Origin of the sequence: Streptomyces pseudogriseolus (assembly GCA_002154585.1) — a bacterium.
Taxonomy (GTDB): Bacteria; Actinomycetota; Actinomycetes; order Streptomycetales; family Streptomycetaceae; genus Streptomyces; species Streptomyces pseudogriseolus.
Genome location: MUNG01000570.1, coordinates 1 through 7,475, shown reverse-complemented (window position 1 = coordinate 7,475; position 7,475 = coordinate 1). Strand labels below are relative to the sequence as shown.

Here is a 7,475-nt window from a genome sequence, read left to right as displayed (position 1 = left end):
GGTGAGCGCCACCGCCCCGGCGACGACGGCGGCCACCAGCACGGCCCCGGCGACGGTCAGCGCGACGGCCTTGGCACCACCCGAGCCGCCCGCACCGCCCGCACCGCCGGAGGCCCCGGAGCCGCCGCTGCCGCCCCCGCCGGGCGCCCCCGGGGCGCCGAAGCCGCCCGCCCCCACCCCGGACGCGGGCATCGGCGTCCGCCGGTGGTCGGTCCACGCCGTGCCGTCCCACCAGCGCTCCAGGTGCGGGGCGTGCGGGTCGGGGTACCAGCCGGGCGGGGGCGTCATGCTCATCCGGGCACTGTAACGACGGGCGCCCTCGCCTGGGGCCGGGCGCTACAGCGGTGTGACGTACGCCCCGGAGATGCCGCCGTCGACGAGGAAGTCGGTGGCGTTGACGAAGGACGAGTCGTCGCTGGCGAGGAAGGCGACGGCGGCGGCGATCTCCTCGGCCTCGGCGAACCGGCCGAGCGGGATGTGCACCAGCCGGCGTGCGGCCCGTTCCGGGTCCTTGGCGAACAGCTCCTGGAGCAGCGGGGTGTTGACCGGTCCCGGGCACAGCGCGTTGACCCGGATGCCCTCCCGGGCGAACTGCACGCCCAGCTCGCGGGACATGGCGAGGACGCCGCCCTTGGAGGCGGTGTACGAGATCTGGGAGGTCGCCGCGCCCATCCGGGCCACGAAGGACGCGGTGTTGATGATGGAGCCCCTGCGCTGCTCCCGCATGTAGGGGATGGCGGCCTTGCAGCAGAGGTAGACGGAGGTGAGGTTGACCTCCTGGACCCGCTTCCAGGCATCCAGCCCCGTCTCCAGGATGGAGTCGTCGTCGGGCGGCGAGATGCCCGCGTTGTTGAACGCGACGTCGACGCTGCCGTACGTCTCGTACGCGGTGCGGAACAGCGCCTCGACCTGCTCGGGGTCGGTGACGTCGGTGCGGACGAAGATCCCGCCGGTCTCCTCGGCGGCGGCCTTGCCGCGGACCTCGTCGACGTCCGCGCACACCACGTTCGCCCCCTCGGAGGCGAGCCGGCGCGCGGAGGCGAGCCCGATGCCGCTGCCGGCTCCGGTGACGACGGCGGTGCGGCCGATCAGGCGGCGGCAGATGATGTCCTCGCTCATGTGCGGTCAGGCCTCCGTGCTGATGAAGACGTTCTTGGTTTCGGTGAAGGCGGTCAGGGCGTCCGGGCCCAGCTCGCGGCCCACCCCGGACTGCTTGAACCCGCCGAAGGGGGTCCAGTAGCGCACGCTGGAGTGGGAGTTGACGGACAGGTTCCCGGCGCGCACGGCACGGGACACGCGCAGGGCGCGGCCGACGTCCCGGGTCCACAGGGAGCCGGCGAGTCCGTAGTCGGTGGCGTTGGCGAGGCGGACGGCGTCGGCCTCGCCGTCGAAGGGGAGGACGACGGCGACGGGTCCGAACACCTCCTCGACGGCGACGCGGTCGTCCGGCCGGACGCCGGTGAGGACGGTGGGCGGAAACCAGTAGCCGGGACCCTCGGGCACCTTGCCGCGGATGCCGTCGAGGGTGTCGGGGACGTAGGAGCGGACGCGGTCGAGCTGGGTACGGGAGATCAGCGGGCCCATGTCGACGTCCGTGTCACCGCTGGGGTCGCCGACGCGGACGGCCTCGACCGCGGGGGCGAGCAGTTCCAGGAAGCGGTCGTACGCGGTCCGTTCGACGAGGATGCGGGTGCGGGCGCAGCAGTCCTGTCCGGCGTTGTCGAGGAAGGACATGGGGGCGGCCGCCGCGGCGGCCTCCAGGTCGGCGTCGGCGAAGACGATGTTGGGGCTCTTGCCGCCGAGTTCGAGGGTGACCCGCTTGAGGCGGTCGGCGCCCTTGGCCCACACCTGTTTGCCCACGGCCGTGGACCCGGTGAACACGATCTTGGCGACGCCGGGGTGTTCGACGAGGGCGTTCCCGGCGACCGCGCCGTGTCCGGGGAGCACCTGGAAGAGGCCCTCGGGGAGCCCGGCCTCCAGAGCGAGTTGGGCGAGGCGCAGGGCGGTGAGGGGGGTGGTCTCGGCGGGTTTGAGGAGGACCGCGTTGCCGGCGGCGAGGGCGGGTGCGGTGCCCCAGGCCGCGATGGGCATCGGGAAGTTCCAGGGGGCGATGACGGCGACGACGCCGAGCGGTTCGAGGAAGGTCACGTCGATGCCGCCGGGGACCGGGATCTGCCGGCCGGTGAGGCGTTCCACTCCCCCGGCCGCGTAGTCGAGCAGGTCGCGGACGTTGCCCGCCTCCCAGCGGGCGTTGCCGAGGGTGTGGCCGGCCTCGCGGACCTCCAGGAGGGCGAGTTCGTCGAGGTGCGCGTCGACGGTGGCGGCGAACCGGCGCAGCAGGCGGGCCCGGTCGGCGGGGGCGAGGGCGGCCCAGGCCGTCTGCGCGCGGGCCGCGCGGGTCACGGCCGCGTCGACGTCGGCGACGGTCGCGGCGGGGACGGTGGCGATGACCTCCTCGGTGGCGGGGTTGCGGACCTGGAGCTCGGCGGACTGGGCGGACGGGTCGGACACTCGGGGCCTCACATGCGTTCGAAGGAGCGGCGCAGCTCCCAGTCGGTGACCGCGGCGTCGAAGGCGTCGGTCTCGACGCGCGCCATGTTGCGGTAGTGGGCGACGACCTCGTCGCCGAAGGCCGCCTTGGCGATCTCGCTGTGCTCCCACAGCTCGGCGGCCTCGCGCAGGGTGGTGGGGACGTGCTCGTAGTCGGCGGAGTAGGCGTTGCCGGCGCAGGGGTCGGGCAGTTCCAGCCGCTGCTCGATGCCGTGCAGGCCGGCGGCGATCATGCCGGCCGCGGCGAGGTACGGGTTGACGTCGCCGCCGGGCAGCCGGTTCTCGAAGCGCAGGGAGCGGCCGTGGCCGACCACGCGCAGCGCGCAGGTGCGGTTGTCGTGGCCCCAGGCGACCGCGGTCGGGGCGAACGAGCCCGGCTGGAACCGCTTGTAGCTGTTGATGTGGGGGGCGTAGAGCAGGGAGAACTCGCGGAGCACGGCGAGCTGTCCGGCGAGGAAGTGCCGCATCACCTCGGACATGGTGTCCGGGTCCTCCGGGGAGTCCGGCATGGCGCTGTCCCCGCCGAGGTCGGCGAGGGAGAGATGGATGTGGCAGGAGTTGCCCTCGCGTTCGTTGTACTTGGCCATGAAGGTGATCGACACGCCCTCCTGGGCGGCGATCTCCTTGGCTCCGGTCTTGTAGATCGCGTGCTGGTCGCAGGTGACCAGGGCCTCGTCGTAGCGGAAGGCGATCTCGTGCTGGCCGGGGTTGCACTCGCCCTTGGCGGACTCGACGGTGAGTCCGGCGCCCGCCATCTCGTTGCGGATGCGGCGCAGCAAGGGCTCGATCCGGCCGGTGCCGAGCACCGAGTAGTCGACGTTGTACTGGTTGGCCGGGGTGAGGCCGCGGTAGCCGGCGTCCCAGGCCTGTTCGTAGGTGTCCTTGAAGACGATGAACTCCAGCTCGGTGCCGATCCGGGCGGTGTAGCCGAGGGCGGCGAGGCGGTCGAGCTGACGGCGCAGGATCTGCCGGGGCGCGGCGGCCACCGGGGTTCCGCCCGCCCAGGCGAGGTCGGCGACGACCATCGCGGTGCCCTCGTTCCAGGGGACCCGGCGCAGGGTGTCCAGGTCGGGGTACATGGCGAAGTCGCCGTAGCCGGTCTCCCAGGAGGACATGGCGTAGCCGTCGACGGTGTTCATGTCGGCGTCGACGGCGAGCAGGTAGTTGCAGCCCTCGGTGCCGTGGTGGAGAACCTCGTCGAGGAAGAAGCGGGCGGCGAACCGCTTGCCCTGGAGGCGGCCTTGCATGTCGGGGAAGGCCAGGACGACAGTGTCGATCTCGCCGCCCGCGACGAGGGCGTGCAGCTCCTCGACGGGAAGCGGGGGTGTGCGGTCTGCCACGGGAGGGCCTCCTCGGGCTTCTTCGGTCAGCCGGGAGCCATAAGGTATGACCGGGAACCATTGCTTGGGAAGGGGGCACGACCGGATGCCGGAGGATGCGGTCGGTGCGGTCGGGGACCGGCTGGCGCCGGTGCTGCGGCAGGTCCGTGCGGGCAACGGCTTCGAGGAGGCGCTGGAGCAGATCCTCCAGGTGGTGCGGCTGGGCCTGGTGGGGGGCGGGGAGCGGCTGCCTGCGGAGCGGGAGCTGGCGGAGCGGCTGGGGATCAGCCGGGTGACGCTGCGCGAGGTGCTGAAGGTGCTCCAGGAGCAGGGTCTGGTGGAGTCGCGGCGCGGCCGGTACGGCGGGACGTTCGTGCTGCCCCGCCCGTCGGACGCCGGCGAGGAGGAGCTGCGACGGCGGATCGCCGAGGTGGACATCGAGGACGTGCTGCGCTTCCGCGAGGTGCTGGAGGTGGGTGCGGCGGGGCTGTGCGCGGCGCACGGGCTGACCAGGGAGCAGGCGGGGCGGCTGCGGGAGGCCCTGGCGGGCACGCGGGAGGCGACGCTTGGCGACTACCGGCGGGCGGACACGCTGTTCCACCTCACCCTGGCGGAGGTGTCCGGTTCGCCGACGCTGACCGCGCAGTACGCGGCGGTCCGGGCGACGGTGAACGACCTGCTGGACTGCATCCCGCTGCTGGTGCGCAACCTGGAGCACTCGCAGCGGCAGCACGCGGCGCTGGTGGCGGCGGTGCTGGAGGGGGACGCGGACCGGGCGCGCGAGGTGATGCGGGAGCACTGTGCGGGTACGGCGGCGCTGTTGCGGGGGTTCCTCGCCTGACGGTGTGGCGGCGGGTGCGTCCGGGCAGGTTTACCGCGGCTTGACGCACGGGGGTTGCGCGGGCGACGGGTGCGCCACGAAGGTATGGGCCCACAAAGGTCTGGATCCGTTCCATTGCCTGCGCCCGTCTGTCTCCGCCGTCACCGTCCGCGCCACACCGTCTCCTGGGGAGCCGTGCCGTGAGCCTTCCATCCGCATCCCGTGAACCCGCCGGTGAGCCCGACGACTACCTGGAGCGCCGGAAACTGCGCCGGGGCAGCGCCGGCTGGCTGCTGCTGACCGGCCTCGGCGTCGCCTACGTCGTGTCCGGCGACTACTCCGGCTGGAACTTCGGCCTGGCCGAGGGCGGCTTCGGCGGCCTGGCGATCGCCATGGTCCTGATGGGCGCCATGTACGCCTGCATGGTGTTCGCGCTGGCCGAGCTGTCGTCGATCCTGCCCACGGCGGGCGGCGGCTACGGCTTCGCCCGCCGGGCGCTCGGCCCGTGGGGCGGCTTCCTCACCGGCACCGCCATCCTCATCGAGTACGTCCTCGCGCCGGCCGCGATCTCCATCTTCATCGGCGACTACGTCGAGTCGCTCGGCCTGTTCGGCCTGGAGTCGGGCTGGCCGGTGTACCTGGCGTGCTTCGTCCTTTTCATCGGCATCCACCTGTGGGGCGTGGGCGAGGCGCTGCGGTTCAGTTTCGTCGTCACCGGCATCGCGGTGGCCGCGCTGGTGGTGTTCGCGCTGGCGGCTCTGCCCGAGTTCGACGCGTCCTCGCTGGACGACATCCCGGTGGACTCCTCGGCGTTCGGCGCGAGTTCGTGGCTGCCGATGGGGCTGCTCGGGATCTGGGCGGCGTTTCCGTTCGGCATGTGGTTCTTCCTCGGCGTGGAGGGGGTGCCGCTGGCCGCGGAGGAGACCCGGGAGCCGGCCCGTACGCTGCCGCGCGCGATCCGCTGGTCGATGGGCATCCTGGTGGTGCTGGCCCTGATGACCTTCCTCACGGCGGCCGGGGCGCGCGGCTCGGCGGCGGTCCAGGACGCGGGCAACCCGCTGGTGGAGGCGCTCCAGCCGGACGGCGAGGCGACGGTGCTCAGCAGGATCGTGAACTACGCGGGACTCGCGGGGCTCGTCGCCTCGTTCTTCTCCCTCATCTACGCCGGCTCGCGGCAGCTGTTCGCGCTGTCCCGGGCGGGGTACCTGCCGCGGTTCCTGTCCCTGACCAGCAGCCGGCGGGCCCCGTACCTCGGGCTGCTGGTGCCGGGTGCGATCGGGTTCGCGCTCGCCGCGGGCTCGGGCAACGGGGCGCGCATGCTGAACATCGCGGTCTTCGGTGCGACGATCTCCTACGCGCTGATGTCGCTGTCGCACATCGTGCTGCGGCGCCGGGAGCCGGAGCTGCCGCGGCCGTACCGCACGCCGGGCGGGGTGCTGACCTCGTCGGTGGCGCTGGTGCTGGCCTGCGCGGCGCTGGTGGCGACGTTCCTGGTGGACGTGACGGCGGCGTTCATCGCGCTGGCGGTGTACATCGTGGCGCTGGCCTACTTCGGGCTGTACAGCCGCAGGCATCTGGTGGCGAAGGCGCCGGAGGAGGAGTTCGCGGCGCTGGCGGCGGCCGAGGCGGAGCTGGCGCGGGACTGAGGAAGAGGGGGGTGCCCGGGTGTCGGGCAGGCCACTGATCGGCATCAGCACGTACGCCGAGCCGGGCGTGCGGTGGGGCGTGTGGCAGCTGGACGCGGCGCTGCTGCCGGCCGGCTATCCGCGGCTGGTGCAGCGGGCGGGCGGACTGGCGGCGATGCTTCCGCCGGACGCGCCCGAGCACGCGGCGGGTGCCGTGGCCCGGCTGGACGGGCTGGTGATCGCGGGCGGGCCCGACGTGGAGCCCGTCCACTACGGCGCCGAGCCCGACCCCCGCACGGGGCCTCCGGCGCGGGCCCGGGACGCGTGGGAGCTGGCGCTGATCGCGGCCGCGCTGGAGCGGGGGGTGCCGTTGCTCGGCATCTGCCGGGGCATGCAGCTGCTGAACGTCGCCCTGGGGGGCACGCTGTTCCAGCACGTCGACGGCCACGCCGAGGTGCCGGGGGTCTTCGGGCGCCACCCGGTGAAGCCGGTGCCCGGCACCCTGTACGGGGGCCTCGCCCCGGAGCAGACGTCGGTCCCGACCTACCACCACCAGGCGGTGGACCGGCTCGGCAGGGGGCTGATCCCGTCGGCGTACGCGGAGGACGGCACGGTGGAGGCGGTGGAACTTCCGGCGCCCGCGTGGGCTCTGGGCGTCCAGTGGCATCCGGAGATGGGGGACGACCTGCGGGTGATGCGGGCTCTGATCAACGCGACGTGACGTCGAACTCCGGGCGCCCCCGCGCCCCTGCCGACTGCGGGCAGTCGTGCCTCCCCCAGTGCCTTGAGGGCCTGGGAGGTACCCCCAGGGCGATGGGGGTACCTCCCGCTCGAACGAAGCCGAGAGTGGGGGAGGGTGGGCGCAGGCGGCAACCCGTAGCGCCGGGTTGCGCAACCCGCCCCCCCACGGCCACCGGGGTGCCAGGGACTGTTGAACACCGGGCGCAGACCACGCCGTGGCTGGTCGCGCCGTTCCCCGCGCCCCCTGGGCGCGCCTCAGCTCCGGGTCAACGACAAAAGATCCCGCGCCGGGCCCGCGGGGCGGTGGCCCGTGGGCCAGACCGCGCGCAGGTCCCGGGCCAGGGCAACCCCCTGGACCGGAATCCGCACCAGCCGCCGCATCCCCAGCTCCTCCCCCACCGCGAGTTCGCTCAGCACCGC

The 7,475-nt window shown here is 73.3% G+C and carries 7 protein-coding genes and 1 pseudogene; 3 read left to right on the top strand and 5 right to left on the bottom strand.

Annotated features, from left to right (window positions below):
* From CCN29_RS32830 to CCN29_RS32815, 4 genes are all read right to left on the bottom strand, one after another.
* A partial coding sequence (locus tag CCN29_RS32830; RefSeq protein ID WP_442538630.1) for a DUF2510 domain-containing protein occupies positions 1-288 on the bottom strand: 288 nt, incomplete at its 3' end.
* Positions 289-336: 48 nt separating this feature from the next.
* Positions 337-1,119 carry a 3-oxoacyl-ACP reductase gene (locus CCN29_RS32825; protein ID WP_006132327.1) on the bottom strand — a complete coding sequence of 261 codons (783 nt, stop codon included), beginning with the start codon at positions 1,117-1,119 and terminating at the stop codon, positions 337-339.
* A 6-nt stretch (positions 1,120-1,125) separates the two neighbouring features.
* Positions 1,126-2,511, bottom strand: a complete 1,386-nt coding sequence (locus CCN29_RS32820; RefSeq protein ID WP_086686149.1) for an aldehyde dehydrogenase family protein — start codon at positions 2,509-2,511, stop codon at positions 1,126-1,128.
* A gap of 8 nt (positions 2,512-2,519) precedes the next feature.
* Complete coding sequence (locus CCN29_RS32815; protein WP_086686147.1) at positions 2,520-3,890, bottom strand: glutamine synthetase family protein; 1,371 nt, start codon at positions 3,888-3,890, stop codon at positions 2,520-2,522.
* An 85-nt stretch (positions 3,891-3,975) separates the two neighbouring features.
* On the opposite strand from CCN29_RS32815, the gene CCN29_RS32810 reads away from it, so the two are divergent.
* The 3 genes from CCN29_RS32810 to CCN29_RS32800 all read left to right on the top strand — a co-directional run bounded on the left by CCN29_RS32810 (position 3,976) and on the right by CCN29_RS32800 (position 7,035).
* Positions 3,976-4,710, top strand: a complete 735-nt coding sequence (locus CCN29_RS32810) for a FadR/GntR family transcriptional regulator (RefSeq protein ID WP_086686145.1) — start codon at positions 3,976-3,978, stop codon at positions 4,708-4,710.
* 179 nt (positions 4,711-4,889) lie between these two features.
* Positions 4,890-6,335, top strand: a complete 1,446-nt coding sequence (eat, locus tag CCN29_RS32805; protein ID WP_006132323.1) for an ethanolamine permease — start codon at positions 4,890-4,892, stop codon at positions 6,333-6,335.
* A 19-nt stretch (positions 6,336-6,354) separates the two neighbouring features.
* Positions 6,355-7,035: a gamma-glutamyl-gamma-aminobutyrate hydrolase family protein gene (locus CCN29_RS32800; RefSeq protein WP_031023385.1), complete on the top strand. Its 681-nt coding sequence runs from the start codon at positions 6,355-6,357 to the stop codon at positions 7,033-7,035.
* Positions 7,036-7,310: 275 nt separating this feature from the next.
* Here the strand turns inward: CCN29_RS32800 and CCN29_RS32795 are convergent.
* A pseudogene (locus CCN29_RS32795) lies at positions 7,311-7,475 on the bottom strand (LysR family transcriptional regulator); the annotation flags it as partial.